The organism is Curtobacterium sp. MCBD17_003 (assembly GCF_003234885.2).
Taxonomy (GTDB): domain Bacteria; phylum Actinomycetota; class Actinomycetes; order Actinomycetales; family Microbacteriaceae; genus Curtobacterium.
Map to the genome: position 1 here is coordinate 590,015 of NZ_CP126275.1, position 23,866 is coordinate 613,880.

A 23,866-nucleotide genomic window follows, 5' to 3' on the forward strand; every position below is an offset into this window, starting at 1 on the left:
TCCAGTCCCGTGGTGTGAGGTGGGGTCCATGACCCTTGACATCACGTACACCGCGATCGCCCACGCCACGGGCGGCGGTCGCGACGGACACGTCCGGAGCGAGGACGACCGCCTCGACTTCGACACCCGCCCGCCCACGGAGATGGGTGGCAACGGCGAGGGCACCAACCCCGAGCAGCTGTTCGCCGCCGGGTACTCGGCCTGCTTCCTCGGTGCCTACCACTTGGTCGGCAAGCGACTCGGCGTCGACACCACTGACGCCTCCGTGTCGGCCAGCGTGAGCATCGGCGACAACGGCGAGGGCGGGTTCGGCCTGGCCGTCGAGCTCGACATCTACGCCCCGAACGTGCCGGCGGACCGTCGGCAGGAGGTCGCCGAGGCCGCGCACCAGGTGTGCCCGTACTCGGACGCGACGCGCGGCAACGTCGAGGTCACGCTCTCGCTCGTCGACTGATCGTCGGCGAGCAGCGCCGAACGCCCGGTCCCCGATGCGGGGGCCGGGCGTTCCACGTGCCGGGACGTCGTACTCCTGTTCGTGAGTGGTTGTCAAACCCCAGTGTTGGAGCGAACGTACCCGCCACCCCCGGGCCTAGCGTGCGCAGGCAGAACAGCTCGTGAAGGGGGCGCCATGCGACGGAGCGTGGGAATGCGGTTGTCCGCGGTCGGCTTGTCCGCGGGACTGGTGGTTGGGGGTGCCCTCGTCGTCGCAGGACCGGCGTCAGCGGCACCGGGGGATGCGTCGGCGGTCGGCATCAGTGCCGTCGCGGACGCGGATGTCGCAGGCGTGGCCACGCTGGACGTCAACGCGGCCGTCGGTGACGTCGCGGTCACGGGATCAGGTGACCGCGCCTTCACCGACGCGGACGGCTCGACGCTGGCCGACGTGGCGGCCGCGGACATCACCGTCGGGGCGGTGACGACCTCGGCGAGCAGCAACGCGACGCGGTCCACCGCGTCCTCGCGGATCGCGGGTGCGAACGTGGCGCTGTTCGGGCAGAGCGTGCTCACCGCGGACGCGGCGACCGCGACGGCGACGTGCCCGGTGGGCGGGACGCCGACGAGCGCCGCGGACCTGGTCGGCCTGACCCTGCTCGGCCGTGCGGTGACACTGAACGCCGCCACGCCGACCGCGACGGTGAGCGCGGACCTCACCGGAACGCTCGCCGGTGCGACCCTGACGGTCCAGGCGAGCCGCGTCCAGACGACCACCGGGACCACCGCGACGGGCACGGCCGTCCGCGCGGTCGCGACGCTGAACGGCACCGTCGCCGGTGTTCCGCTGGTCAACGAGACCGTCGCGACGGTCGTCCTCGCGAACGCGACCTGCGAGACGCCCACCGCGCCGATCCCGGTCACCGCGACCAGGATCACGCCCGCGACCGGGCCGACCACCGGAGGCCAGACGGTCACCATCACCGGCACCGGGTTCACGCCCGACACCACCGTGACCTTCGGCGGGACCCGGGCGACGAACGTCCAGGTCGCCGCCGACGGGAACTCCCTGACCGCCGTCACGCCGGTCGGCGCCGCGGGCCCGACCACCGTGGTCGTCAGCGACCCGAACGGGACCGCCCGGCTCGGCTACACGTACGTCGCGCCGACCGTGACCGGGATCACGCCGGACCAGGGCCCCGCTGCGGGCGGGACGTCCGTCACCATCAGGGGAACGGGCCTCCAGAACGCGACCGGCGTCACGTTCGGCGGAACGGCCGGCACCGTCCGCTCCGTCTCCGCTGACGGCACGCAGATCGTCGTCACGACGCCGCCGGGTGCCGGCCTCGCCGACGTCGTCGTCGGGTTCCCCGGTGGCACGACGGTCGCCGCGCCGGACCAGTTCCTCTACGTCACCGCCGGTGCGCCGACGATCACCGGTGTGACCCCCGCGTCCGGTCCGACCTCCGGCGGCCAGACCGTGGTCGTCTCGGGTACCGGGCTCGGTGACGTCACCGGCGTCACGTTCGGTGGCGTCCCGGCGACGGTCGTGGGCACGCCGACCGACACCAGCGTCACCGTCACCACGCCCGCCGGTGCCGCCGGCCCGGTCGACGTCGTCCTGACCGATCCGGCCGGTGCAGCCCGTGACGATGACGGCTACACCTACCGCGCCGCACCCACCGTCACGGGCACCGACCCCGGGCAGGGATCGACCGCGGGAGGCACGACGGTCACCGTGAGCGGAACCGGCTTCGTGCCCGGCGGGACCAGCGTCACGATCTGCGGGACGACCATCCCCGCTGCGGACGTGACGGTGAACGCTGCCGGCACCCGGCTGGTGTTCACGACGCCGGCCTGCGACCCGGGAGCCACGACGATCACCGTCACGACGACCGGTGGCACGAGCGGCGCCACGGGCTTCCGCTACGTGGCTGCGGCGGCCACCGGGACCGGCGCGACCGGTGCAGGCACCGGCGCTGCGCTGCTGACCGGCGACCGTGGCGGTGACGGCACCGGGGCGAACGCCCTCGCCTACACCGGCTCGGACGCCCGACCCGCTGCGATCACGGGCATCGGCCTGCTCGGGCTCGGCGGGATCGTCGCGCTCATCGGGTACCGACGCCGCCGCCACCTGCGTCTCCGCTGACGCGGCGACCGGCGACCTGGAGGCCGCCGTGGGTGATCCTGATCACCCGCGGCGGCCTCCGTCGTCCGTGGGCTACTGCGCTGCCGCGTGCCGCTGCAGGTGCTCCGACGTCTTGAGCGTCAGGTAGGAGCACAGGTGGCCGATCGCGCTCACCTCGGCCGCCAGGGTCAGCACCTGCTCGGCCGAGACCCGGGCGTCGTTCTCACGGCGCTCGAACGTCACCGTCCACTCCGGCGAGACACCGATCTCGCGCTGCAGGTAGACCTCGGTGCCACTGGTCTCCAGGTGCATGACGATGAGCGCGGTGTCGATGGTCGCCTGGTCCCACGACATGTCGACCGCCTGCGGGCTCGAAAGCAGGTGCGACGACCCCGCCCGGAACTCCGAGATCCAACCCTCGAGCTCGTCCATCGTCAGTCGGGGCACGGCGCCTCCTCGGGGCGGGATCGTGCGGCGGTCTCATCCGTCGCGTGAGCCATTGTCCCTGATCGGACGGGCTGCTCGTGTCAGCCGACCCGGTCCACGTCCTCGGTGTCGACCTCATCGCGGTCGCTCAGCGGCTTCCGCATCACGACGAAGTGCACGTCCGGCACGAGCGGCGTCGCGCCCCAGGCCTCGGCTGGGAACGGCCGGGTCGCGCCGGTCGGCACGAACCCGAGGCGTCGGTACCAGGCGATGAGTGCCGACTGCTGCGCGACGACCGTGATCTCGAGCGCGGCGGCATCGAACGTCGTGCGGGCGTGCTCGGCGGCGGCCTCCATCATCCGTCGTCCCAGGCCCCTGCCCTGGATCGTCGGCTCGACCGCGAAGGTGCCGAAGTACGCGAGGCCCGGGCCATGCCGCTGGACCTGGCAGGTCGCGATGATCCGGCCCTCGTCGACGCCGACGAACACGACCGAGTCGGGCGCAGCGATGAGCGCGCGGATCTGCTCCGTGTCGGTACGGCGACCGCCGATGACGTCGACCTCACTCGTCCAGCCCTCGCGGCTCGCCTCGCCGCGGTAGGCACGTTCGACGAGGTCCGCGACGGTCGCGGCGTCCTCGAGCGTGGCGCGTCGGATCATCAGGGGAGTGCTCATGGACCAACCGTAAACGCGGTCGCGGGGTGCGGCGGTCCTCGCGGGCCGGTGGTGGGGTCGATGCGGACGTCACGCATGCGGCGGGGAGGGGTCGGGCCTCCCGGGCCGGTGGCGAGCCGGCGTCGCGGTCCTACGCTGAGGACATGTCAGCGGAACGATGCCCCTGCCTGAGCGGCAATCCGTACGCAGAGTGCTGCGGCCCCCTGCACGCGGGAGCGGCCGCGCCCACGGCCGAGCGGCTCATGCGCTCGCGGTTCACGGCGTTCGCGCTCACCATGCCGGAGTACCTGTTGACGTCGTGGCACCCGCGGACGCGGCCGACGAGCCTCGAGCTCGACCCGATGATGCGGTGGACGCGACTCGACGTCCTCGGGACCAGCTCGGGAGGCCCGTTCGACACGAGCGGGACCGTCGAGTTCCGCGCGTGGTGGCGGACGCCCTCGGAGCGGGGCGAGCTGCACGAGGACAGCGCGTTCGTGCGCGAGGCCGGGCGCTGGTTCTACGTGGACGGTGTGACGAGCTGACGCCGGTTCCTCCCGGTCGCCGGTGCCTCCCGGTGGCCGGGCCCCTCCCGGTCGTCGGTCCCTCCCGGCAGGGGGTCAGTCGGCGTGCTCGACGGCCTGGACCGCCGCGGCGACGCCGCCGCTCCACGGGGCACCGTGACCGGGGAGCACCCAGTGGGCGTTCGTGTCGACCAGGGCGCGGAGCGACCGGACCGCCTGCTCGGGCTCGTCGGTGAACGGCGCGGGCGCGGGACCCGTGCGGCCGGTGAGGACATGCCGGGTCGTCAGGCCGTCGCCGACGAACACGGCGTCGACGGCCGGGACGAACACGGCGATGCTGCCCGGCGAGTGCCCCGGCGTGCTGATGATCCGCGGGGCGCCGGGGAGGTCGAGGGTCTCGCCGCCGTGCACCTCGACCACCTCGGTGAGCCAGTTCGTCCGGAGCCCGCCCTTGCGCATCGAGTAGCCGACGAATCCGAGCAGGGGGCCGAGGCGCATCGACTGCTTGCCGGCCTTCGGCTTGTCGCCGCCCTTGGCCCGCGCGGCGTCGGCGGCGTGGACGTACACGGGGACGCCGCGCTCACGGCGCAGGCGTTCGGCGAACCCGACGTGGTCGGAGTCGCCGTGGGTCAGGACGACGCCGCGCACGTCCTCGAGCGAGCGACCCATCGAGGCGAGTTCGGCGACCAGGTCGTGCCACGACCCGGGGAGGCCGGCGTCGATGACGGTGATGCCCTCGGGCGCCACGACGAGGTACGCGGCGACGATGTCGTTGCCGATGCGGTGGAGGTTCGGTGCCAGTTCCATGATGGCTACTGTACTTAGCCATGATGGCTACCGTCAATAGCTATGCTGATGGACATGCCCACGCCGGAACGCACCTCCCTCGACGCGATCGTGACCGCCGCCCGTGACCTGCTCGAGCACGACGGGCTGGCCGGTCTCACCATGCAGTCCGTCGCGCTGCGGGTCGGGGTGCGGGCGCCCTCCTTGTACAAGCGGGTGTCGAGCCGCGACCACCTGATCCAGCTCGTGGCCGAGGCGACCCTGTCGGACCTCGCGGGGCGGATGGAGTCCGCGACCACTGCCGCCGAGGTCGTCGACGTGTTCCGGACGTTCGGGCACGAGCGACCCGCCGCGTTCCAGCTCGTCATGACGCCGGGCGCGGGCGTCTCCGCTGCCCGGCCGGAGTTCGGCGCTGCGGCCAGTGTCGCCGTGGTGCGGTTCGGGGGCGAGCTCGCCGGCGAGGAGCACGCGCTCGAGGCGGCGCGGACCCTCACGGCCTGGGTGGTGGGGTTCGTCGGCATGGAACTCAACGGGCGCTTCGAGCTCGGCGGGGACGTCGAGGCGGCGTGGGCGTTCGGGCGGGAGCGCATCGTCGCGGCACTGGGGATGGGGCGCTGACGCAGGTCGGGTGCGCATGCGGACGACAACCGGGCATGCGGCCGCGTGCGCACTCGTCGTCCGCATGCGCAGCCCTGGCGTCAGGCTCGGTCCCGCGCTGGCGTCAGGCTCGGTCCCGCGCTGGCGTCAGGCTCAGTCCCGCGGCGGCTCGAACCCGTGTCGGCGAGCGCCGAGCACCCGCTCGGTGACCTCGCGCTCGGCCTCGGGCGAGAACGGCTCCTGCCGCGCTCGCACCGCCGCGGCCGTCTGCTCCTCGATGAGGTCCATGTTGACCGCCGCGCCGGCCATCACGCCCGCGGCGGCGGAGCTCATGACCTGCGCGCCGATGTCCGTCACGTTCCCGGTCGCCCACACGCCGGGCAGCGCAGTCCGACCGGTCGGGTCGGCGGGGACGTGTCGGCCCATGCCGCTCGGATGCTCGGCGACCTCGCCGCCGAGGTGCTCGAACACGTCCGCTCGGGCGACCACCCGCGTCTGCACGGCCACCGCGTCGAGGGGGAACACATGCCCGTCGTCGAGTTCGACGGCCGTCAACCGGTCGTCGTCGACGAGCACCCGAGCGACCGGACCCTCGACGACGCGGATGCCCCGAGCCGCCAACCGCTCCCACTCCTCGTCCGAGGGCTCGGGCATCGTGTGACGGAAGAGCGTCACGTCGTCGCTGAGCTGCCGGAAGAGCAGCACCTGGTGGACGGCCATCGCGCCGGAGCCGAGCACGCCGATCCGCTGGCCCCGGACCTCCCAACCGTGGCAGTAGGGGCAGTGCACGACGTCGCGCCCCCAACGCTCGCGCAGTCCGGGCACGTCGGGGAGCTCGTCGACCGCGCCCGACGCCAGGACGAGACGGCGGCCGCGGAGTCGGCTGCCGTCCTCGAGGCTGACGGCGATGCGGTCGCCCTGACGTGCAGCGGTGGTCGCTCGTCCGACGGTGATGCGGACGCCGTAGCGCTCGGCGTCCGCGCGAGCCAGGCGCAGGAGGTCGGCCGGTGCGGTCCCCTCGCGGCCGAGGACGTTGTGGGCGGCCCCCGCCCGTGCGTTCCGGGGCTCGCCCGCGTCGACGACCACCACCGATCGCATCGAGCGCGCCAGTGCCGTCGCGGCGCTCAGGCCGGCCGCACCGCCGCCGATGACGACGACGTCGTGGTCAGTGTGTGTGGGCATGTCGTTCCTCCTCGTTCGACCGTCAGCTTGTGCGGTGCTCGCCGAAGTGGCAATCGTTCTTGCGGGAATGGCAAAGTGGGTCCATGGACGAGACGTGGGAACGCACCCTCGACGCGGTCGGTGGCCGGCTTCGGAAGCTCCGGACCAACCGCGGACTGACGCTCGCGCAGGTGTCCGCCGCCACCGGGGTGTCCGTGAGCACGCTGTCGCGGCTCGAGTCGGGCGGGCGACGTCCCACACTCGAGCTGCTCCTCCCGCTCGCCCGCGAGTACCAGGTGCCGCTCGACGAGCTCGTCGGAGCGCCGCCGAGTGGCGACCCGCGCATCCACATCCGACCGTTCCGCGCCCACGGCCACACGATCCTGCCGCTCGGACGCGGGGCCGTCGGGATCACCGCGTTCAAGCACGTCATGCCGGGACGGGCCGCGCCGGCCGTGCCCGAGCCCATGACCCATCCCGGGCACGAGTGGCTGTACGTCCTGACCGGCCGACTCCGCCTCGTGCTCGGCGACCAGGACATGGTGCTCGGTCCCGGTGAAGCGGCCGAGTTCGACACCCGCACCCCACACTGGTCCGGGGCTGCGGGACCGGAAGCGGTCGAGTTCCTCAGCCTGTCCGGGAGGAGTGGGGAGCGCGCGCACGTCCTGCCCACGTCCGGCGCGCGGTAGCGTAGGAGCGTGCGCAACTCGTCATGGCAGGAGGTCGCCGGCGGTCCATCCGCCGACGTCAGGTGACGGCCGCCCCGGCCCCCGCTTCCGCGGATGCCGGCTGGCGGCGCAGTGGATCGATCCCGGTCGTCGTGACCGTCGTCCGCTGTGCCCTCCTCCCCATGACACCCGCCCGGCGCCTGCGCGCCCGGGCTGAGAGAACGGCACACCCATGCTCCCCATCACCGAGAAGGCCATCCGCGCCGCGTTCGTGAACGCCTCGCGCAAGGAGGTCTCCGACATCACCCTGCCCAGCGGGTTCGACGCCCTCGACTGGGACGCCCTCGATTACCTCGGCTGGCGCGATCCGAAGATCGGACGCCGGGCGTACGCGATCGTCCCCGACGGCGACGCCCTCGTCGGCATCCTGTTCCGCCAGGCCGATGGCGGCACCCGCACCCGGCCGCAGTGCGCCTGGTGCCAGGACGTCCGCCTGCCGAACGACGTGCTGTTCTACAGCGCGCGCCGGAGCGGGGCCTCGGGGCGGAACGGCAACACCGTCGGCACGCTCGTCTGCGCCGACTTCCAGTGTTCGGCCAACGTGCGGAACCCACCGCCGCCGGCGTACCTCGGGTTCGACGTCGAGGCGGCCCGGCAGGAGCGCATCGTCAGCCTCCGGCAGCGGGCGGCCGCGTTCGCGCGGGACGTGCGGGGGGCGTGAACCGTCCGGGGGGCGTGAGCCGCTGGGGAGGCGCGGGCCGCGCCTCCCCAGTGCATCGGAATTGACAATCATTATCGATAGTGAATAGCGTCGCGGTGCGGGCGCAGCGTGGTCGCCGCCGCCCGCCCCTGTCGAGCGGCCTCGGAACGGACCTCCACCCCTCATGCGTCAACGCGCCCTCATCGCCCTCGCCGCCGTCGCCGGCGCCGCCGCTCTCGGTCTCACCGGATGCTCGAGTTCCGGAGGGGCGGGTGGAACGTCCGGATCCGGGTCGTCCGCCTCCGGTGGCTCCGGGTCCTCCGGCCGGATCGACGTCGTGGCGTCGACCAACGTGTACGGCGGCCTCGTGTCGACGATCGGCGGCTCCCACGTCCACGTGACGAGCATCCTGTCCGACCCCTCGCAGGACCCGCACTCGTTCGAGGCCTCGCCCCGCACCCAGCTCGCCGTGTCCCATGCGGACCTGCTCATCGAGAACGGCGGCGGGTACGACTCGTACATGGAGACCCTGCGTGACTCCACGAAGTCCAAGGCCGACCTCATCGACGTCGTCAAGCTGTCCGGGCTCCAGAAGGCCGGCGACGACGACTTCAACGAGCACGTGTTCTACAGCTACCCGACCATGGTCCGGTTCGTCAGTCGCGTGGCGACCGAGCTCGGCCAGGAGCAGCCCACGCACAAGGGGTCGTTCCGGGCCAACGCGGCACGAGTCACCAAGCAGCTCCAGGGCCTCGAAGCGCAGACGGCAGCGCTCAAGCAGCAGGACGCCGGCGACCGCGTGGCCTACACCGAGCCGGTGCCGGGTTACCTGTTCGACGCGATCGGGCTGCGCAACGTCACCCCGCAGGACTTCTCGGAGGCGATCGAGGAAGGCGACGACGTGCCACCCGCGGCGCTCAACGACACGCTCCAGCTGTTCAGTGGCAAGGACCCCGTCAAGCTCCTCGCCTACAACGACCAGACCTCGAGCCCCGAGACCGAGCAGGTCAAGTCCGCGGCGCGCAGCAACCACGTGCCGGTCGTCGGCGTCACCGAGACCCTGCCGTCCGGCAAGGGCTACATCGCCTGGCAGCAGAGCAACATCGACGCCGTCAAGAAGGCGCTTGCGGGCTGATCGCCGACAGCCCGACCGAGGCCCGCATGGCATCGCGGACGCGGGCCTCGTCAGGCAGCAGCAGGTCGGCGTCCCCGCTCGTGAAGAACCGGATCTGACCGATGGCCTGCTCGACGAGCATGTCGAGCCCGTTGAGCACCCGGCCGCCCGCTGCCGACCAGCGCTCGGCGACCACCGACGGCCACGGGTCGTACGCGACGTCGAACAGGACGGCGTCGTCGCCCGACGGGTGCAGTTGCAGGGTGTCGGCGGCGCCGCCCGGCAGCGTCGAGATGACGAGCCCCGACGCGGGAGCATCGGGCAGGTCTGCCAGCGGGTGCACCTCGAGCGTCACACCGAGCCGCGTCGCGAGCAGCACGAGTTCGCTCGCCTTCGTCGTGTCGCGCAGGTACACGCGCACGAACGACGCCCCGAGACGGAGCGACGCGAACAAGGCGCTCGCCGCGGTGGCTCCGCCGCCCAGGATCGTCGCGGCACCCGGCACGTGCCCCAGGGCCTCGACCGGGCGGACGATGCCGTCGACGTCGGTGTTCGCCCCCGAGAGCACGGTGCGGCCGGCCTCGGTCCGGAGGAGCAGGGTGTTCGCGACGCCGAGCTCGTCGACGAGCGGTGTCGTGCGATCGAGCAGGGGCAGGACCTCGCGCTTGAGCGGCATCGTCAGGCTCAGGCCGCGCCACGAGCTGTCCAGGTCACCGACGAATGCCTCGAGCTCGCCGGAGCCGACCTCGTGCCGCTCGTACGTCAGATCGAGACCGAGGGCCTGGTACGCCGCCGCGTGCAACGTCGGCGAGAGCGAGTGGTCGATCGGCTGACCGAGGACGGCGAGGCGGGTGCGGTCGGGATCGGGGAGAGCAGCGGGCACAGCGCATCACCCTACCGACCGGGACCGTGACCGCCGGGCGACTCAGCTGGGCAGGAGCGGCGAATCCGCGGGGTCGAGCGGTGCCGCCCCGGTCGCCCCGAGTGCCCGGATCAGGTCGAACCGCGAGGCGTCCTCGGTGCCCGGCTCGGCCGTGTTCGTGACGATGTGCAGGTCCTCGCCTGACACGCTGAGCACGTCGCAGTCGAGCAGCACCGGCCCGACCGTCGGGTGCAGGATCGTCTTCCGCTCCGTCCGGTGTCGGGCGGCGCCGACCTGCGCCCACAGCTCGGCGAACCGGGGACTCCCGGCGACGAGTTCGTCGATCAGCGCCTGCAGCTGCCGGTCCTGCGGGTAGCGCACCGTCGTCGTCCGCAGGTCCGACGTGATCGCCTGCTCGAACCGCTCGGTCTCGCCCTCCTCGCGCAGCAGCCGGGTCGGCGAGCCGAGGAAGTGCCGCCGGACGACGTTCCGCTCCGGCCCGCTCGCCGGAGGAGCGCCGTGCAGCGCGTCCCATGCCGCGTTGGTCGTCAGGATCGTCCAGTCCGCACTGCACACCGCGATGGCGGCGTCCGGCATCCGCGTGATCAGCCGTTGCACGCTCGGTGGCACGAACGTCGGGACCACCGTCGGTAACGGAGCGGCGAGCCCGGCCGCCACGTACAACTGGTCGCGCTCGCCCTCGGACACCTGCAGCGCGCGGGCGATCGCGGCGACGACCTGCGCCGACGGCCGGTCCGCCCGCCCCTGCTCCAACCGCACGACGTAATCGACCGACACCCCGGCCAGGGCCGCCAGTTCCTCACGCCGCAACCCAGCCGCCCGCCGCCCGGCACCGGCAGGGAGGCCCGCCGCGGCCGGGTGCAACCGGTCGCGCCACGCGCGCAGCAGGGTCGCGAAGTCGCCTCGTTCGGTCATGCATCGATGGTCCCACCGACCGCGGTCCCCTGGGTGGTACCGCCGGTCACACTGTTGACGGTTCCCTGGTAGCCCCCGCTGTGGAGGAGCACGGTGGAGCCATGACAACGACACTCATCACCGGCGGCAACAAGGGACTCGGGTACACGGCGGCGCAGCGACTCCGCGACCTCGGGCACACCGTCGTCATCGGATCCCGCGACCCCGAGCGCGGTGCATCGGCAGCAGCGGAGCTCGGCGTGGACTGGATCACCATCGACGTCGCCTCCGACGAGTCGGTCGCGACGGCCGCCACCGAGTTCACCGAGCGGTTCGGCACGCTCGACGTGCTCGTCAACAACGCGGGCATCGCCGGAGGCCGTGCACCGCTCGACGAGGTGGACGGGCCCGCGATCGCCCAGGTGCTCGACACGAACACGGTCGGCCCCGTCCGGGTCGTCCACGCGTTCCTCCCGCTGCTCCGTCGTTCCACGGCACCCGTCGTCGTGAACGTCTCGAGCGGCCTCGGCTCGTTCGCCGTCCGCGCCGACGACTCCCGGATCGAGGCGCAGATCCCGACCCTCTCGTACAGTGCGAGCAAGGCCGCGCTCAACATGCTCACGACGATCTACGCCAAGTGGATCCCGGAGGTGCGCTTCAACGTGGTCGACCCCGGCTACACCGCCACCGACCTCAACGGCAACTCCGGTCACCAGACCGTGGAGGAAGGCACCGACGCGATCGTCGCCATGGCCACGATCGGCGCCGACGGCCCGACCGGCACGTTCGTCGATCGCAGCGGCGCCGTCGCCTGGTGATCGGGCCATCGACCATGGCCGCGAGGCGGGGCGCGCGTCCGACGTGCGTCGCGCCTCCCGGCCACGTCCTCGAGGGGCGGTGTGCGTCCGATGTGCGCCGCGCCACCCTGCGGGGCCGCGGACGCGTCGCTAGCTGTACTGCCCAGGGACGTTGGTTGTGTTGCGACGACTCGCTGTAGTCGTTGGGATGTGAGAAGGACCTCCTGCAGTGGAGTGGAGCTGTCTAGTTCACACACTCTCCGCAGGAGGTCCTCGTGTCCCACGCTAACGCTGCCCTGACACCACGCCAACGCCTCCGGATAGGTCGTCTGATCGTCGATGACGGCTGGCCAGTCCGGCACGCAGCCCTGTTCTTCCACGTGTCCTGGCCGACCGCGAAGCGCTGGGCCGACCGGTATGCGGCCATGGGCGCCGAGGGCATGCATGACCGCTCGTCCCGTCCGCACCGGTCCCCGAACCGCACCCGCCCTGAGCTGGTGAAGAAGGTCGTCGCACTTCGCTGGCGAAAGCGCCTCGGTCCCGTTGGGATCGGCGGGCAACTCGGCATGCCGGCCTCGACAGTGCACGCCGTGCTGACCCGCTGTCGGGTGAACCGGCTGCACCACATCGACATCCGCACCGGCGAACTCGTGCGCCGTTACGAGCACGAACGTCCGGGCGCGATGATCCACGTCGACGTGAAGAAACTCGGCAACATCCCCGATGGCGGCGGCTGGCGCTACGTCGGCCGACAGCAAGGTGGGCGGAACCGGTCAGCAACGCCCGGTAAGGGCCGCAGCAAGCATCGCGGCCCGCTGATCGGGACCGCGTTCGTGCACACCGTGATCGATGACCACTCCCGCGTCGCTTACGCCGAGATCCACGACGACGAGAAAGCAGCGACCGCGATCGGGGTGCTACGGCGGGCCGTGTCGTGGTTCGCCGCACGCGGTGTCCGGGTGGAGCGGGTCCTCTCCGACAACGGCTCTGCCTACAAGTCCCACGCCTGGCGCGAGGCCTGCACTGAGCTGGAGATCACGCCGAAGAAGACCCGCCCCTATCGGCCGCAGACCAACGGGAAGATCGAACGCTTCCACCGCACCCTCGCCGACGGGTGGGCGTTCTCACGGCACTACCCGACCGAGCACGCCCGCCGGAACGCCCTCCCGGCATGGCTGCATCACTACAATCACCACCGGCCCCACACCGCCATCGGGAACCGGTCACCGATCACTCGGTTGACCAACCTCCCTGGGCAGTACAGCTAGCGCTGGGCGATGAGGACGGCGGCCGCGTCGCGGGCCTCGGCGGCCCACGGCAGCTGCGGCTCCGTGTGTGCGCCCACCATGGCACCGTCGTAGAGCATCGCGAGCCGGATCGCCGTCGCGGCGGGGTCGGCGGTGCCGGCCCGGGCGGCGAGGTCGGTGAAGAGCGCCCGGATCCAGGTGCGGTGCTCGACGTTCACGACGTGCGCGGGCGAATCCGTCGTGCTCTCGGCCTCGGCGTTGATGAACGGACAGCCGTTGAAGTCGTCCGTCGCGAACCACGTGCCGAGCAGGTCGAAGACCATGAGGATCTGCTCTGCCGCGTCGACGTCGGCCGCGGCGAGCTGCGTCGTGAGATGGTCGCGCCAAGCGAGGCTCCGGCCCTCGACGTACGCGCCGACCAGGTCGTCCTTCGTGCGGAAGTACGTGTACATGGTGGCCTTCGACACGTTCGCGGCATCGGCGATCGTGTCGACGCCGGTCGCGTGGATGCCGTCGGCGTAGAAGAGCCGGTCGGCGGTCTGCACGACGCGGTCGAGCGCAGGGCGCTTGCGGGTGCGGGGTGTCGTGGTCGCCACGTCGGGCCTCCTTGAACTGATCTGTTCAGTCTACGACGCGGGCGGGGGCGCCGATCGAGACGGCGGCACCCCCGCGCTTTCCACGTCAGGCCTGCTGCTGGTACGCCAGATCGGCGGCGGTGAGGCCCTCGAGCGCCATCCCGAACGGGACGTCCTGGGTCAGCCGGCGTCGCAGGGCGAGGTTGAGCGTCTGCTTCTGCAGCGAACGGTAGAGCGCGGGCTTGGCGGCGAGCTTCCGCGCGATCTCGATGCCGCGCTCGAGGGCGTGCTCGTGCGCGACGACCTCGTTGACGACACCCCACTGCAACGCGGTCTGCGCGTCGATGGTCTCGCCGGTCCAGAGCAGCCACTTGGCGCGCTGGGTGCCGGCGATCTCCTCCCACACCACGTGCAGGCCGTCGCCGGCGGTGATGCCGAACGCGGGGTGTGGGAAGTCGCCGTAGGTCGCCCGCTCCGACGCGATGTGCACATCGGCGAGCAGCAGGTACTCCGAGTGGATCGTGGCGGTGCCGTTCGCGACGCCGACGACCGGCATCGGCAGGTCGAGGAGGCGCTCGAGGACCTTGCGGCCCTCGACGCGGGTCTTCTCCCACGCGGCCGGCTTGAAGATCTCGCCGAGGCTCGGGCCGTCGATGTCCTTCATGAAGTGCTCGCCGGTGCCGGTGATGACCAGGGCCCGGTTGTCGGCGTCGAGCGCGATGTCCTCGAGGGCCTGGGGGAGGTCCTCGTGGGTCCGGCCGGTGAAGGTGAGGGGTCCGCCGTCCGTGTGGAAGCGGAGGACGAGCACGCCGTCCTCGTCGCGCTCGAAGGCGAGGTTGTCGTACTGGTCGAAGTAGGTGGGCGTGGTCATGGTGGCTCCTCGGGCTCGGTTGGCAACTGAACAGGTCTGTTCAGCCGCGTTGGCTCAACCATACAGATCCGTTCAGTTACGTCAAGCCGGACTCGCGGGAGGCGTGGGGGCGGCTTAGGGTAGCCTCACCTTCGTGACTGCCAGCCGTCGGCCCGCGCGCCGCCTCCGTTCCCTCGTCGCCGCCATCGCGACCGCCGTCGTGGCCACCCTCGTCCTCGCCGGGTGCAGCAGCGGCACCGCCTCGAACAGCGCCTCGCAGACGGCGACGAGCGGCTCCTCCTACCCGGTGTCGGTGCAGACCGCGTTCGGCACGACGACGATCCCGTCCGCGCCCAAGCGCGTGGTCGCGCTCGGGTGGGGGGACGCCGAGACGGCCCTCGCCCTCGGTGTCCAGCCCGTCGGCGCGAGCGACTGGCTCGCGTTCGGCGGCGAGGGCGTCGGCCCCTGGCTCAAGGGCGCGTACACCACGTCGCCGAAGATCATCGGCACCCTCGAACCGAGCTACGAGCAGATCGTCGCGCTCAAGCCCGACCTGATCCTCGACACGAAGAGCTCGGGCGACAAGGACCGCTACCAGAAGCTCTCCGCCATCGCCCCGACCGTCGCCATCCCGAAGGGCGGCGCGAACTACCTGACGAGTACCGACCAGCAGGTGACCATGATCGCGAAGGCCCTCGGCAAGGTGCAGCAGGGCAAGGACCTGCTCGACCAGGTGGACTCCGCGTTCGCCAGCGCGCGGAAGGCCCACCCCGAGTTCAAGGGCAAGACGGCCGTCATCGGTGCGTACACGTCGAGCGGGTACGGCGCCTACGCCTCGGGCGACTCCCGCGTCGCGTTCATGAAGCAGCTCGGGTTCACCCAGCCGAAGGCGGTCGACAAGGCCGCGGGCAGCGCGTTCTCCGCGACGCTGTCGAACGAGAACCTCGACCTGCTCGACGCCGACCTCACCGTGATCCTGCCGATCTACACGACGGCGGCCCAGGCGTCCTCGAGTCCGTTGTTCAAGCAGGTGCCCTCGGTGAAGAAGGGTCACGTCATCGTCGAGCGCAACGCGGACGTCTCCTCCGCGTTCTCGATCGGGACGGTGCCCGCGATCCTCTGGGCCCTGAAGCGGCTGCCGGACCAGTTCGCGGCGAAGCTCGGCTGACCCGCCTCGGGCCCTCGGCCCCGCCCCGGGCCGCCCGCCCCCGCCCCCCTTCGGAGACCGCCTGTTCCCGACACTGTGCCCGTCGTCCGACAACGGGAACGTCGCTTCATACGTCCGCAGATGCTGCGTGCGCATGTGACGACGGAACCACTGTCGGACGACACGAGTTCGGTCGTGTGTGCACACGACGCCGTCCGAGCAGTGCTCCGCGGCCGGGAGTTGGATGAGCGACATGACCGATGACAGCGCCTTCCGCCCCGCCGGCTACACCAGCCTGACCCCGTTCCTCGTCGTGCACCCCGCGGCCGAGGCGATCGCGTTCTACGTCGATGTCTTCGGCGCCGAGGTCGTCTACCGCCTCGACGCTCCCGCCACCCAGGGCGGTGAACCGTTCGTGGGGCAGGCGGAGCTCGACTTCGGGACCGGGCGACTGCAGCTGTCCGACCCGATGCCGGCGATGGGACTGACCCCGCCGCAGAAGGGCGGCGACGGCGTCAGCAGCTCGACCGTCCTCTACGTGGCGGACGTCGACACCGTCTACGCCAGGGCGGTCGCAGCAGGCGCCGACGGGCGCGAGGCCCCGAGTGACTTCGTGTCCGGCGATCGCTTCGCGTCGATCATCGACCCGTTCGGACACCGCTGGGCCCTGCTCAGCCGCCGCCCGGACATCTCCGAGGAGCAGAGCATCCGCGCCGTCGAGGAGTGGTGGGGGCAGGCCGCCGCACAGCTCGCCGCCGACGCCTGAGCACCGGGCTGCTCAGCGCCCGGGCCGTAACCAGCGCCCGTGCCCGTGCCCGAGCCCGTGCCCGTGCCCGAGCCCGCGGTCGCGGCCCGGTGTGGGGACGAGGTGCTCGAGGATCCCGCGTCGCCCCCAGGTCATGCGACGGGTGACGTGACCGGCCACGACCCCCGTGTGCCGCGAGGGATGGCCGATCGCCGCCGCCCGTGGACGTCAGAGTGAACGCCTCCCGTTCATGACGTCCACCCGACCGCGGTCGCCGCGGTCCGCGGTGGTGGAAGGCCCACGCTGCCCCGATGCACACGCAACACCACAGGAACCGCCCCGGCGGCGCACCCATCCGGAGGCGGATCGCGGCTCTCGCAGCCGCCGTCCTTACCGCGAGCACCGCTCTCGCCACCGGCGTCCTCGCGCCCGTCGCCGAAGCCCGGACCGTCTCGGATTCGCCCACGGGCTGCGGGTACGGCAGTGGAGGGACTGAAGCGTCCAATCTGTGCTGGTTGGACATGTCCTCGTACGACGAGGGTCAGGCGCGCTCCGCGACCGGCCAGACGATGAGCGCCAGGCTCCCCGGCGGTTACGTCCTGCGATACACCATCAGGACCGCGACGCCGAGCGGGTACCGTGCCGGCACCACGCGTGCTGCGAGCACACCGACGTACAAACAGGCGTACATCGGGACGCAGATCTACCGGGGCATCCCAGGTCGACCGGCACTCGGGTTCGACGACGCGCGGAACGTCGGGGCGCGCTTCGCATTGAGCGACATCCACGTCGAGGACGCGTCGGGGACGCCGGTCACAGGATGGGGCATGGTCGCCGCCGATGCGGAGACCTCGGAGACCCACGAACGGATCGACTTCGCGTCGGACGTTCCGCTCGGTCGCCTCGACGTCCCGGATCCGGCGCGACCCGCATGCAGCGGGGGCGTGACCGGGATCGGATCGACCGCGGTCCGGTGCGAGGGGGGCAGAGGACCGTTCGGTGCGCTCGTGCTCCAGGCGAACGAACCGACGTCGATCGAGGCCGTCCTGAGCGAGACCAACCGCAGCGGCGCGGAGGCTGTCGCGTTCGCGTTCGTCACGTCGAGGTTGACCCTGCGGAAGGCGGTCGACGGCCGCTCGAGTCCGTCCGACTCGTTCGACACGGCGATCACGTCACCGCAGGGGACCGTCCTGGCATCCGCGACGACCGGGGGTGCCGACACCTCGACGACGGGGTCGACCACGGTCCTCCCGGACAGCCGTGGAGGCGCGTTCACGCTCTCCGAGACCGCCACCACGGGCACGGGCACCGACCTGTCCGGGTACGCGCAGCAGTGGACCTGCACCAACGCGAACCCCGAGAGCCCGACGCGGTTGCCGTCGGGCGGCGGCACCGTCCAACGCGTGACCCCGGCGGCCGGTGACGACATCACGTGCACGGTCACCAACAGCGCCCGGAGCTACACGGTGACCAAGTCCGCCTCAGCGACGGTCGCACAGCCGGGGGACCGCGTGTCGTACACGATCACGGTGGCCAACACGGGGAACGTCGACTACACGTCGGAGGACCCCGCGTCGTTCACGGACGATCTCACGGGTGTCCTCGACGACGCCAGATACCGCGACGACGCGTCCGGTGGTGCGGTCGTCACCGGGAAGACGCTCTCCTGGTCGGGCGCGCTCGCAGCCGGTGCGACCCGCACGATCACGTACTCGGTCACGGTGGACGATCCCGACCAGGGTGATCACCGACTCCGCAACGTGGTCGCCCCGTCGTCCCCGGGCGGGACCTGCGGAGCGGCCGGGTGCGCCACGACGACGCCGGTCCGGTCGTACGTCCTGACGAAGACGGCGGACCGTTCCGACGTCGTCGCGGGATCGACCGTCCGCTACACCATCACGGTCGAGAACACGGGCGCGGCCCCGTACACGGACGCGCATCCGGCGTCGTTCGACGACGACCTCGCCCAGGTCCTCGACGACGCTGTGTACGGCCGGGACGCGACGGCGTCCGGCGGTGCTGTGGGGTACGACGAGCCCGGGCTGCGGTGGTCGGGGCCGTTGGCGGTGGGGGCGAAGGTCACCGTGACGTACTCCGTCCTCGTCGGTGATCCGGGTGGTGGCGGTGACGGCCGGCTCGACAACACCGTCGTCGGCACTGCTCCGGGCGCCAACTGCACGACCACAGACCCACACCCGGGCTGCACGGCCCACTCCCGCGCCGCCGCCTACACCGTCGAGAAGCGAGCGTCTGTGTCCGCCGCCGACCCGGGCGACGTCGTGACCTACACCGTTCGGGTGTCGAACACCGGCAAGGTCGACTACACGGCGGGGAACCCGGCCTCGTTCACCGACGACCTCTCCGGCGTGTTCGACGACGCCGACCACCAGGGCGACACTCCGGACGGCGCGACGATCTCCGGGAACACCCTCTCCTGGTCGGGGGCCCTGGCCGTGGGGCGGATGAAGACCATCACCTACTCGGTGGCCGTCCACGACCCGGACACGGGCGATCACGAGCTCGTGAACTCCGTCCGACCGACGGCCGCAGGGGGCTCCTGTGGGACGGCAGGGTGCGCCACGACCACGAAGGTGCGCTCCCTGGCGGTGAGCAAGACCGCCGACGTCGACGTCGTCACGCCGGGAGGGACGGTCACCTACACCGTGACGATGCGGAACACCGGTACCGCGGACTACACCGCGGCACACCCGGCGACGTTCGTCGACGACCTGTCGGGGGTGCTCGACGACGCGACCGTCGACACCCTCCCGGACGACGTCACCTACCGCGAGCCGGAGTTGACGTGGAGCGGCCCGCTCGCCGCCGGCGCCTCCGCGGCGTTCACCTACTCCGTCACCGTCGGTGACCGTGCCGCGAGTGACGCCGACGACGTCCTGACCAACACCGTCGTCGCGCCCCACAGCAACTGCCGCTCCCACCTGCAGGACCCGACGTGCGTCGTGCGGGTCCCGGTCCGCTCGTACACCGTGCAGAAGACGGCCGACACCGACCACGCGGATCCGGGGGACGTCGTCACCTACACGGTGACGGTGGAGAACACCGGGGCCGTCGCGTTCAGGGACGAGGACCCGGCGTCCTTCGAGGACGACTTGTCGGCGGTCCTCGACGACGCGACCTACGACCGGGACGCGGACCACGGCGCGACGGTGTCGGACGCCACCCTCGCCTGGTCCGGGGCGCTCGGGGTGGGCGAGACGACGAGGGTCTCGTACTCGGTGACCGTCGACGATCCCGACACCGGCGACCGATCGCTCGTGAACGTCGTCACCCCGAGTGCTCCGGGCGGTGCATGCGTGACCGACGCAGGATGCACGACGACCACGGTGGTCGCGCCTCCCGAGCCCGAGCCCGGCGCGGAGGCCGCGCCGGACGAACCGGTGACCGGCGCGGCGGTGCGCACCGGGGGCACGGTCGCCGAGCCCGGGGCGGGCGCGCGCTGGTGGACGGTGCTCCTCGGTGCGGGAGGCACGGCGCTCGCCGGTGTGGTGCTGTTCACGGTCCTCCGGCGTCGCCAGCGGTGACCGATCCGCAGGCGGATCCCGCGCGACGGGGACGTCGGACGGGCCGGCGCCGGCCGCGGGTGCTCCTCGCGGCCGGCGCCCTCGCCGTGCTCATGATCGCCGGTGGCGTGGGCGGGTACTTCCTGGACGCCGGACCCTCAGCGGCCGGAACGGTGGTGGACATGCGCGGCAACGCCGTGCAGCTCGACCCGGAGGGTCCGATCGCGACCCGGCCCGCGACCGGGGCCGGAGCCACGACCGGTGCCGGAACCGCGGCCGGGCAGGAGGAACGGGCCGGCTCCCGGTTCATCGTCAGGTCCCTCGATCTCGACGTGCCCCTCGCACGGCTCGCCGCCGCCGGCGGGGTCATCACCCCGCCCGGGTTCACGTCCGCCTACGTCGTGGACGGTCTCGGGGCGTCTCTCGCCGAGGGGGACCGCGGCACGGTCTTCGTGGTCATGCACTCCCTCCGCAACGGCGGCCTCGCGCCGGGGAACTTCTTGATCGACGTCGTTCGGCGGCGCGCTTCGGTGGCACCCGGAACGGTCATCAGCGTCGGCGGTGTCGAGTACCGCGTCAGCACGGCGCGCGTCGTGCCCAAGGGTCGGCTCGCGTCGACGTCGTCGATCTGGAGGGACGTGCCGGGCCGACTCGTCGTGATCACGTGCCTCCAGCGACCGGACGGCCGCCGCTCCGTCGACAACGTGGTGATCGAGGCGACCCGGGAGTGAGCGGGGCCCGCCACGCGGTGCGGCCGGGAGGCGCGGCTCAGGACGCGAAGAACGACCCGATGAACGCGAACACGAGCGCGATCAGCGGGAACGACCCCTGCACCAGCGCGGAGTTGCGGTAGCGGCGACCGGTGGCCCCGAGGATCACCGATGCGCCGACCATGCACGCGCACGCGAAGACGACGAGAGCCCACCCGGTCGCGCTGCTGCCCGTGACGACGAGGACGACCCCGAGCACCGCCCCGATCGCCAGGAAGAGGTTGTAGAAGCCCTGGTTGAACGCCAGTGTCCGGGTCGATCGCGCCTCGGCCTCGTCCGCGATGCCGAACACCTGACGCGTGCGCGGGCTCGTCCAGGCGACGGATTCGAGGAAGAAGATGTAGACGTGCACCAGTCCGGCGAGGACGGCGAACACACACGAGATCCCGAGCACGATCGACATGGGAACCATTGTCCCAGGAGCGGGGAGCTGCCCAGACCACGCCCAGGAGTGGTGTGGACGGCAGTGGTGTCAGCGGGGTGTGTGGGGGAACCCCCGATCAGAGTGCGCGGAACGTCCGCCGCTCCCGGCCCTCCAGATGGGGGATCGCTCCCAGCGTGCCGTACTCCGAGAAGTGGGGCGAGTCGATGTGTGCCTGGAACGCGTCGTCGTCGACGTACTTCTCGAAGATCCGGAACACGCGCGGCTCGGCGTCGTCGACGTAGACCTCGTACACGAGGTTGCCCGGCTCCGCGTGCGTGGCCTCCACGAGGCTCTGCAGGGACTCGGCGACGGTCCCCTCGTGTCCCTCGATCGCGATCCACGTGGCGCTGACGATCGTTGCCATCCTCGACTCCGTTCCCGTGCCTCCCGGCCCGCGCCGGTCCCGGCCGACGCCGGGCGCTGCCGAGCCTAGGCGGGCAGGAGGGCCGTGTCCGGCATCCTCCCCTCCACAGCGCCGACCGCACCGCCGTCGTCCCCAGGGTCAGCCGGGAGGCCCTGGCGCGCCCGTCCTGGCGCGTAGCGTCACCGACATGGACCGACCCGTCATCGTGCTCGACGTCAACGAGACCCTCTCCGACCTGTCGGCGCTCGCCCCGGCCTTCGAGGCCGAGGGGGCTGCCGGTGCCCTCGCGCAGACCTGGTTCGCCGCCACCCTGCGCGACGGCTTCGCCCTGACGATGGTGGGCGAGTCCCGTTCGTTCGCCGAGGTCGGACGCCCCGTGCTGCTCGGGCTCCTGGCACACGTCGAGGCTCTGCTCGACGAGCCGGCGGATGCGGCTGACGCGATCCTCGGAGCGTTCGCCGAGCTCCCGCCGCACGACGACGTCGCAGGGGGGATCACCGCGCTCGCCGCAGCGGGGCACCGGATCGTGACGCTGTCGAACGGGGCGGGAGCCAACGCACGGGCACTGGTCGAGCGAGCCGGGGTCGCGGACCTGGTCGAGCGGCACATCGGCGTCGAGGACACGGGCGTCATGAAGCCCCACCCGGACGCCTACCGGCGCGGGCTCGCGTCGATCGGGGTCGAACCGGGCGAGGCCGTGCTCGCCGCGGTGCACCCCTGGGACCTGCACGGTGCTCGGCGGGTCGGGCTCCGGACGGCGTTCGTCGACCGCACCGGAGCGCCCTGGCCGGCGGTGTTCGAGCGAGCCGAGTTCGCCGTGCCGTCCCTCGTCGAGCTCGCAGGCGTGATCCACAGCCGCTGTCACACAGCGACCCGCGGTGGTGGCCGCCGTTAGGCTCGTCGCATGACCGCCGCCGATCAGCCCTCCGGGACCACCACCGACACCCGAGGAACCCGCTCGGCCTCGCCGTACGAGCGCTCCGCGGTCGACGAGCTCGCGGCGATCCGGCAGAGCATCGACAACATCGACGCGGCCGTCGTGCACATGCTCGCGGAGCGGTTCAAGTACACGCAGCGGGTGGGGTACCTGAAGGCCGCGGCCGGTATGCCGCCGGCGGACCCGGAGCGCGAGCAGGTCCAGGTCGCGCGGCTGCGATCGCTCGCGGCGGAGTCGCACCTCGACCCCGCCTTCGCCGAGAAGTTCCTCAACTTCATCATCGCCGAGGTGATCCACCACCACGAGCGGATCGCGGTGGGCGACGAGTGACGGACACCGCGGACGGGGCGGGGCAGGGACTCGCCGCGCTGCGGTTCCTCGTCGGCGGGTACACGGCATCCCGGGGTGGGAACGCGACGGGGATCTCCCTGGTCGAGGCGGACACCGCGGGTGACCTGGCGGCGCGGACCATCGCCGTCGTCGACAACCCCTCGTTCCTCGTGCAGTCCGGCGACAGCGTGTTCGCCGTGTCCGAAGCGGCGGAGGGCAGCGTGCATGCGTTCCGCCGTCACGACGCCACCCTCGAGCACCGTTGGGATGCCCCGAGCCACGGTGCAGACCCCTGCCACGCGCACGTCGATCCGTCCGGCGTCCTGCTGCTCGCGAACTACTCCTCGGGCAGCGTCGGTGCGGTCGCACTCGAACCAGCGGACGTGCACGCCGAGTCGGTCCTCCACGACGGGACCGTCGCGTACGAGCACGGTGCGGAGACCCGGGCCGGAGCCCCGGTCCTCTCGACGACCGGCACCGACCTCCCGCACGGCTCGGGGCCGGTCGTGACGCGGCAGGAGCAGCCGCACGCGCACCAGGTCGTCCCGGGCCGCAACGGCACCGTCCTGGTCTCGGACCTCGGCGGGGACGCGATCCACGAGTACCGCATCGGTGTCGACGATGACGGCGCCCCCGTCATCGACCACGTCCGTCAACACGCCCTGCCCGCCGGGACGGGGCCCCGGCACATGGCGTGGTGGGGCGACCACCTGCTCGTCAGCGGCGAGCTCGACGGACGGGTGCACCGCCTCCAGGCCGATGCCGGCGGCGTCCTGCACGACGTCGAGAGTGCACCCGCGTTCGACGGGCCCGTCGGCGAGACGCTGCTGTCCCACATCGAGGTCGACGACGCCGGTCGCGTGTACGTGGCGGCTCGCGGGCGCGACACCATCTGCGTGCTCGATGCCGCACAGGGGCTGCGACGCCTGGCGGAGGTCCCGTGCGGTGGATCGTGGCCGCGGCACTTCGCCCGCGTCGGCGGGTTCCTCCTCGTCGCGAACGAGCGGTCCGACGGCGTCGCGGTCCTGCCGCTCGACCAGGACGGCATCCCGGGTGCCCCCGTCGCGGTCGTCCCCGTTGGGACCCCGACCTGCATCGTGCCCATCCCCTGAGCCGAGGGTTGGGCCCGGGGCGCCGTGTCCGCGGGCGCCGTGTCCGCGGGTGCCGTGTCCACAGGCCACGCCCGGACCGTC

At 72.0% G+C, this 23,866-nt stretch carries 26 protein-coding genes; 16 read left to right on the forward strand and 10 right to left on the reverse strand.

Going from position 1 to position 23,866, the window contains the following annotated elements; translation table 11 throughout:
• Positions 1 to 28: 28 nt before the first annotated feature.
• Positions 29 to 454, forward strand: coding sequence for an organic hydroperoxide resistance protein (locus tag DEI88_RS02920; RefSeq protein WP_111035479.1), 426 nt, complete (start codon positions 29 to 31; stop codon positions 452 to 454).
• 330 nt (positions 455 to 784) lie between these two features.
• Complete coding sequence (locus tag DEI88_RS02925; RefSeq protein ID WP_181441290.1) at positions 785 to 2,581, forward strand: IPT/TIG domain-containing protein; 1,797 nt, start codon at positions 785 to 787, stop codon at positions 2,579 to 2,581.
• Between the two features lie 72 nt (positions 2,582 to 2,653).
• Here the strand turns inward: DEI88_RS02925 and DEI88_RS02930 are convergent, their stop codons facing one another.
• Both DEI88_RS02930 and DEI88_RS02935 read right to left on the reverse strand, forming a co-directional pair.
• The gene (locus DEI88_RS02930) at positions 2,654 to 3,007 is read right to left on the reverse strand and encodes a hypothetical protein (protein ID WP_111048921.1); all 354 of its coding nucleotides are present in this window, start codon (positions 3,005 to 3,007) and stop codon (positions 2,654 to 2,656) included.
• Positions 3,008 to 3,087: 80 nt separating this feature from the next.
• Entirely contained in the window at positions 3,088 to 3,660 is a 573-nt protein-coding gene (locus tag DEI88_RS02935; protein WP_220037211.1) for a GNAT family N-acetyltransferase, read from the reverse strand.
• A gap of 143 nt (positions 3,661 to 3,803) precedes the next feature.
• Here DEI88_RS02935 and DEI88_RS02940 point away from each other — a divergent pair, with 143 nt between their 5' ends.
• On the forward strand, positions 3,804 to 4,184 hold the full coding sequence (locus DEI88_RS02940) for a YchJ family protein (protein ID WP_111011280.1): 381 nt from the start codon (positions 3,804 to 3,806) through the stop codon (positions 4,182 to 4,184).
• Between the two features lie 75 nt (positions 4,185 to 4,259).
• Here DEI88_RS02940 and DEI88_RS02945 read toward each other — a convergent pair whose 3' ends face one another.
• Positions 4,260 to 4,970 (reverse strand): MBL fold metallo-hydrolase, encoded by a 711-nt coding sequence (locus DEI88_RS02945; protein WP_111035481.1) that lies wholly within the window; start codon positions 4,968 to 4,970, stop codon positions 4,260 to 4,262.
• 54 nt (positions 4,971 to 5,024) lie between these two features.
• Here DEI88_RS02945 and DEI88_RS02950 point away from each other — a divergent pair, with 54 nt between their 5' ends.
• A complete protein-coding gene (locus DEI88_RS02950) occupies positions 5,025 to 5,567 on the forward strand; it encodes a TetR/AcrR family transcriptional regulator (protein WP_111035606.1) in 543 nt (180 codons plus the stop codon).
• 132 nt (positions 5,568 to 5,699) lie between these two features.
• Here the strand turns inward: DEI88_RS02950 and DEI88_RS02955 are convergent, their stop codons facing one another.
• The gene (locus tag DEI88_RS02955) at positions 5,700 to 6,728 is read right to left on the reverse strand and encodes an NAD(P)/FAD-dependent oxidoreductase (protein ID WP_111072724.1); all 1,029 of its coding nucleotides are present in this window, start codon (positions 6,726 to 6,728) and stop codon (positions 5,700 to 5,702) included.
• An 83-nt stretch (positions 6,729 to 6,811) separates the two neighbouring features.
• On the opposite strand from DEI88_RS02955, the gene DEI88_RS02960 reads away from it, so the two are divergent.
• From DEI88_RS02960 to DEI88_RS02970, 3 genes are all read left to right on the forward strand, one after another.
• Positions 6,812 to 7,396, forward strand: coding sequence for a helix-turn-helix domain-containing protein (locus DEI88_RS02960; RefSeq protein WP_111072725.1), 585 nt, complete (start codon positions 6,812 to 6,814; stop codon positions 7,394 to 7,396).
• Between the two features lie 211 nt (positions 7,397 to 7,607).
• Positions 7,608 to 8,096 carry an FBP domain-containing protein gene (locus DEI88_RS02965; RefSeq protein ID WP_111072726.1) on the forward strand — a complete coding sequence of 163 codons (489 nt, stop codon included), beginning with the start codon at positions 7,608 to 7,610 and terminating at the stop codon, positions 8,094 to 8,096.
• A gap of 163 nt (positions 8,097 to 8,259) precedes the next feature.
• Positions 8,260 to 9,210, forward strand: a complete 951-nt coding sequence (locus tag DEI88_RS02970) for a metal ABC transporter solute-binding protein, Zn/Mn family (protein ID WP_111035483.1) — start codon at positions 8,260 to 8,262, stop codon at positions 9,208 to 9,210.
• On the opposite strand, the gene DEI88_RS02975 is transcribed toward DEI88_RS02970, so the two are convergent.
• The gene (locus DEI88_RS02975; RefSeq protein WP_111035484.1) at positions 9,188 to 10,072 is read right to left on the reverse strand and encodes a shikimate dehydrogenase family protein; all 885 of its coding nucleotides are present in this window, start codon (positions 10,070 to 10,072) and stop codon (positions 9,188 to 9,190) included. The two genes, DEI88_RS02970 and DEI88_RS02975, sit on opposite strands and share 23 nt — an antisense overlap.
• 42 nt (positions 10,073 to 10,114) lie before the next feature.
• Entirely contained in the window at positions 10,115 to 10,987 is an 873-nt protein-coding gene (locus DEI88_RS02980) for a helix-turn-helix transcriptional regulator (protein WP_111035485.1), read from the reverse strand.
• 101 nt (positions 10,988 to 11,088) lie between these two features.
• On the opposite strand from DEI88_RS02980, the gene DEI88_RS02985 reads away from it, so the two are divergent.
• Both DEI88_RS02985 and DEI88_RS02990 read left to right on the forward strand, forming a co-directional pair.
• Entirely contained in the window at positions 11,089 to 11,784 is a 696-nt protein-coding gene (locus tag DEI88_RS02985; protein WP_111012305.1) for an SDR family NAD(P)-dependent oxidoreductase, read from the forward strand.
• Between the two features lie 254 nt (positions 11,785 to 12,038).
• Positions 12,039 to 13,031 (forward strand): IS481 family transposase, encoded by a 993-nt coding sequence (locus tag DEI88_RS02990; protein ID WP_284183586.1) that lies wholly within the window; start codon positions 12,039 to 12,041, stop codon positions 13,029 to 13,031.
• Here DEI88_RS02990 and DEI88_RS02995 read toward each other — a convergent pair.
• Positions 13,028 to 13,606, reverse strand: coding sequence for a TetR/AcrR family transcriptional regulator (locus DEI88_RS02995; RefSeq protein ID WP_181439696.1), 579 nt, complete (start codon positions 13,604 to 13,606; stop codon positions 13,028 to 13,030). The two genes, DEI88_RS02990 and DEI88_RS02995, sit on opposite strands and share 4 nt — an antisense overlap.
• Before the next feature lie 85 nt (positions 13,607 to 13,691).
• Positions 13,692 to 14,456 carry an enoyl-CoA hydratase/isomerase family protein gene (locus DEI88_RS03000; RefSeq protein WP_111035487.1) on the reverse strand — a complete coding sequence of 255 codons (765 nt, stop codon included), beginning with the start codon at positions 14,454 to 14,456 and terminating at the stop codon, positions 13,692 to 13,694.
• A 133-nt stretch (positions 14,457 to 14,589) separates the two neighbouring features.
• Between DEI88_RS03000 and DEI88_RS03005 the strand changes: the two genes are divergently transcribed.
• From DEI88_RS03005 to DEI88_RS03020, 4 genes are all read left to right on the forward strand, one after another.
• On the forward strand, positions 14,590 to 15,603 hold the full coding sequence (locus tag DEI88_RS03005) for an iron-siderophore ABC transporter substrate-binding protein (protein WP_111011269.1): 1,014 nt from the start codon (positions 14,590 to 14,592) through the stop codon (positions 15,601 to 15,603).
• Between the two features lie 232 nt (positions 15,604 to 15,835).
• Positions 15,836 to 16,348, forward strand: a complete 513-nt coding sequence (locus DEI88_RS03010; protein WP_111011568.1) for a VOC family protein — start codon at positions 15,836 to 15,838, stop codon at positions 16,346 to 16,348.
• A 500-nt stretch (positions 16,349 to 16,848) separates the two neighbouring features.
• Positions 16,849 to 19,869, forward strand: a complete 3,021-nt coding sequence (locus tag DEI88_RS03015; protein ID WP_181441303.1) for a DUF7927 domain-containing protein — start codon at positions 16,849 to 16,851, stop codon at positions 19,867 to 19,869.
• On the forward strand, positions 19,866 to 20,579 hold the full coding sequence (locus DEI88_RS03020) for a class F sortase (RefSeq protein ID WP_111072819.1): 714 nt from the start codon (positions 19,866 to 19,868) through the stop codon (positions 20,577 to 20,579). Before DEI88_RS03015 ends, DEI88_RS03020 begins: the two co-directional genes overlap by 4 nt.
• A gap of 37 nt (positions 20,580 to 20,616) precedes the next feature.
• Here DEI88_RS03020 and DEI88_RS03025 read toward each other — a convergent pair whose 3' ends face one another.
• Both DEI88_RS03025 and DEI88_RS03030 read right to left on the reverse strand, forming a co-directional pair.
• Entirely contained in the window at positions 20,617 to 21,021 is a 405-nt protein-coding gene (locus tag DEI88_RS03025) for a DUF1304 domain-containing protein (protein WP_181434616.1), read from the reverse strand.
• Between the two features lie 97 nt (positions 21,022 to 21,118).
• Positions 21,119 to 21,406, reverse strand: a complete 288-nt coding sequence (locus DEI88_RS03030; protein ID WP_111011559.1) for a putative quinol monooxygenase — start codon at positions 21,404 to 21,406, stop codon at positions 21,119 to 21,121.
• 187 nt (positions 21,407 to 21,593) lie between these two features.
• On the opposite strand from DEI88_RS03030, the gene DEI88_RS03035 reads away from it, so the two are divergent.
• From DEI88_RS03035 to DEI88_RS03045, 3 genes are read left to right on the forward strand one after another with little or no spacing between them, the layout of a single operon-like run.
• A complete protein-coding gene (locus DEI88_RS03035; protein WP_111072818.1) occupies positions 21,594 to 22,301 on the forward strand; it encodes a haloacid dehalogenase type II in 708 nt (235 codons plus the stop codon).
• A gap of 9 nt (positions 22,302 to 22,310) precedes the next feature.
• Positions 22,311 to 22,673 carry a chorismate mutase gene (locus tag DEI88_RS03040; RefSeq protein WP_111011557.1) on the forward strand — a complete coding sequence of 121 codons (363 nt, stop codon included), beginning with the start codon at positions 22,311 to 22,313 and terminating at the stop codon, positions 22,671 to 22,673.
• Positions 22,670 to 23,785, forward strand: coding sequence for a lactonase family protein (locus DEI88_RS03045; RefSeq protein ID WP_181441302.1), 1,116 nt, complete (start codon positions 22,670 to 22,672; stop codon positions 23,783 to 23,785). The genes DEI88_RS03040 and DEI88_RS03045 overlap by 4 nt, the downstream gene beginning before the upstream one ends.
• The last annotated feature ends 81 nt before the right edge of the window (positions 23,786 to 23,866 follow it).

Bases quoted from the DNA above. Each gene is read 5' to 3' on its own strand.
- DEI88_RS02920 (WP_111035479.1), top strand. From the start codon at position 29: ATGACCCTTGACATCACGTACACCGCGATCGCCCACGCCACGGGCGGC.
- DEI88_RS02935 (WP_220037211.1), bottom strand. From the start codon at position 3,660: ATGAGCACTCCCCTGATGATCCGACGCGCCACGCTCGAGGACGCCGCG.
- DEI88_RS02940 (WP_111011280.1), top strand. From the start codon at position 3,804: ATGTCAGCGGAACGATGCCCCTGCCTGAGCGGCAATCCGTACGCAGAG.
- DEI88_RS02945 (WP_111035481.1), bottom strand. From the start codon at position 4,970: ATGGAACTGGCACCGAACCTCCACCGCATCGGCAACGACATCGTCGCC.
- DEI88_RS02950 (WP_111035606.1), top strand. From the start codon at position 5,025: ATGCCCACGCCGGAACGCACCTCCCTCGACGCGATCGTGACCGCCGCC.
- DEI88_RS02955 (WP_111072724.1), bottom strand. From the start codon at position 6,728: ATGCCCACACACACTGACCACGACGTCGTCGTCATCGGCGGCGGTGCG.
- DEI88_RS02960 (WP_111072725.1), top strand. From the start codon at position 6,812: ATGGACGAGACGTGGGAACGCACCCTCGACGCGGTCGGTGGCCGGCTT.
- DEI88_RS02965 (WP_111072726.1), top strand. From the start codon at position 7,608: ATGCTCCCCATCACCGAGAAGGCCATCCGCGCCGCGTTCGTGAACGCC.
- DEI88_RS02970 (WP_111035483.1), top strand. From the start codon at position 8,260: ATGCGTCAACGCGCCCTCATCGCCCTCGCCGCCGTCGCCGGCGCCGCC.
- DEI88_RS02980 (WP_111035485.1), bottom strand. From the start codon at position 10,987: ATGACCGAACGAGGCGACTTCGCGACCCTGCTGCGCGCGTGGCGCGAC.
- DEI88_RS02985 (WP_111012305.1), top strand. From the start codon at position 11,089: ATGACAACGACACTCATCACCGGCGGCAACAAGGGACTCGGGTACACG.
- DEI88_RS03000 (WP_111035487.1), bottom strand. From the start codon at position 14,456: ATGACCACGCCCACCTACTTCGACCAGTACGACAACCTCGCCTTCGAG.
- DEI88_RS03010 (WP_111011568.1), top strand. From the start codon at position 15,836: ATGACCGATGACAGCGCCTTCCGCCCCGCCGGCTACACCAGCCTGACC.
- DEI88_RS03015 (WP_181441303.1), top strand. From the start codon at position 16,849: ATGTCCTCGTACGACGAGGGTCAGGCGCGCTCCGCGACCGGCCAGACG.
- DEI88_RS03025 (WP_181434616.1), bottom strand. From the start codon at position 21,021: ATGTCGATCGTGCTCGGGATCTCGTGTGTGTTCGCCGTCCTCGCCGGA.
- DEI88_RS03030 (WP_111011559.1), bottom strand. From the start codon at position 21,406: ATGGCAACGATCGTCAGCGCCACGTGGATCGCGATCGAGGGACACGAG.
- DEI88_RS03035 (WP_111072818.1), top strand. From the start codon at position 21,594: ATGGACCGACCCGTCATCGTGCTCGACGTCAACGAGACCCTCTCCGAC.
- DEI88_RS03040 (WP_111011557.1), top strand. From the start codon at position 22,311: ATGACCGCCGCCGATCAGCCCTCCGGGACCACCACCGACACCCGAGGA.